The 2,065-nt window shown below is 58.7% G+C and carries 2 protein-coding genes; one reads left to right on the plus strand and one right to left on the minus strand.

Features of this window, described 5'->3' with window-relative positions; genetic code table 11:
* Nucleotides 1-847: site-specific integrase (locus EN750_RS31535; RefSeq protein WP_127399040.1), on the plus strand; the 847-nt coding region annotated here is incomplete at its 5' end.
* 665 nt (nucleotides 848-1,512) lie between these two features.
* Here the strand turns inward: EN750_RS31535 and EN750_RS31540 are convergent.
* A partial coding sequence (locus EN750_RS31540; protein WP_145968098.1) for a DUF72 domain-containing protein occupies nucleotides 1,513-2,065 on the minus strand: 553 nt, incomplete at its 5' end.

The following is a 2,065-nucleotide window of genomic DNA, read 5'->3' on the forward strand; positions in this document are numbered from 1 at the left end:
GAACAAGGTTGCCGACACACTCGGGCGCAATCGGCTTGCGCGCGAGATCGAACCCGATGAAGTCGCAAACGTCATCCGCCCCATCTATGAGCGCGGAGCCCGGGTCATGGCGGATCATGTCCGAAGCTACGTCCGTTCCGCCTATAGTTGGGGCATGAAATCCGAGCATGATTATCGGAACAGCTCCCCTCGCCGCTTCCGGCTTGCTTACAACCCGGCGGCGGGCATCCCGACCGAACCAAAGAATGTCGGCACCCGCTGGCTCGATGAGGACGAGTATGTCCGGCTGTATCGCTGGCTCGAATGCCCCGACACTCCCGTGCATCCGCCCTACGCCCGCGCCATCCGCATCCTGATGCTGACGGGACAACGCGTCGAAGAGATTGCACGACTGCACGTCGATCAGTGGGATGCAGCTGAGGCAATCATCGACTGGTCAAAGACGAAGAACAGCCGGCCGCACGCGATACCCGTTCCTGCGCTGGCCGCCGAGTTGATCAATTCCATCAAGCCGAACAAATATGGATGGTTCTTCCCCTCAGCGAACGACCCGTCCGTTCCGGTTAGCCACAACACCCTTTACAGCTTCATCTGGAGGCAGCGCGAGCGTGGCGTTATCCCGGTTGTGACCAATCGGGATCTGCGGCGCACCTGGAAGACACTCGCTGGCAAAGCCGGGGTGACGAAGGAAATCCGCGATCGCATCCAGAATCATGCTCTGCATGATGTCAGTTCGAAGAACTATGACAGGTGGAACTACATGCCGGAAAAGCGCGCCGGCATGAAGAAGTGGGACAAGTTCATCACCGCGTTGCTCACCAAGGGGCAAAAGCGCAAGGCGGCGTGACCCATCTGTGCAGCAGGTCCGTTGCACAGGCCAGACAGTCGACCTATGATGATGTGCGCGGCGGTAACGGCGCTCCAACGGTCTCGGCGACACGCCGGTTGGTTGTGGCCAGGTCGCTCGGGCTGACGTTATGCATCGTTCTCGATCGGCTGGGCTGGCGTAGTGCGGCTCGGCCTTTTCCTCCTCAACCCGTAGGACCATCTGTCTACCCGCGCTGGGCAACTTGCAGCTAACCGACGTTATTGGCCGGCAGATAGTCCCGGTTCATTTCGATCCGAGCTGAGGTTCGAGCGGTCCGTATTTATGCACATTCCATTCCGATTTCTCGAGCTTTGAGGCGACGATCCTGTGAGTCATTTGTGACGCTCGCGGCATGAAATCGACAGGTTGTGTCCTCCAAGCTCGAAGCACCGGGAATGTGTTGGCCTCTCAAGCAAGGTAGCGATCCTCGCGCAGACTATTATGAACTCGCCCGTGCTGGCCCTCCGACATGAGGAGTCTGATAACTCCGGGTTCGATCGTGAAGCACTTTCTGGTGGCTTCAGACGATCGAGTCCGGATTTCGCGTTCGATCCGCTTCGATCGAACCGAAGAGCCGAGCGTCGTTGAGGCGGGTACGGGCCAGTGCGCGGTCAAGGGAGGCTCCCGACTGACGTCTTGCGAACTTATCCGCCGCCACCCGACAGTCCCGGATTGCTTGACCTCACGCAGGGCAGATCGAAACCTGCCTTTTCAAGCCACCGGCGCATCGTCACGGCATTTTTTGGCGCGAAACCTTCATAGTCGTTGTTGAAATAGACCCATGCTCTCCGCGCACCGCTGTTCTTGATCCTCTCGGCCCATTCGGCTAGCTCGCTTTCCGAATAGTCATGCCGATACCAGCGCTCCGGGCCATGCATTCGGAGATAAATATCGTCGGCTGTGCGAACCAGAACGTCCGGGAGACGTGGACCGCTGGATGAACAGAATATCGTGCCGCTCTCGCGGAAGGCGGAATAGACGGTCTCATTCCACCAGCTGGCATGACGAAACTCCACGACGTTGCGCCGCGTGTGGTCGAGCTGGCTCAAAATGGCGCTGAGCCTTTCCTCGGTGAAGCGATAGCTGGGCGGGAGCTGGAAAAGGAAACAGCCCATCCGCTCGCCAAGAATGTCGGCGATCAGTCCAAAGTCGTCTACCAGGGTTTCGGTGCCCACGAACTTCTTGATGTGCGTGATC

Source organism: Mesorhizobium sp. M7A.F.Ca.ET.027.03.2.1 (assembly GCF_003999175.1).
GTDB lineage: Bacteria > Pseudomonadota > Alphaproteobacteria > Rhizobiales > Rhizobiaceae > Mesorhizobium.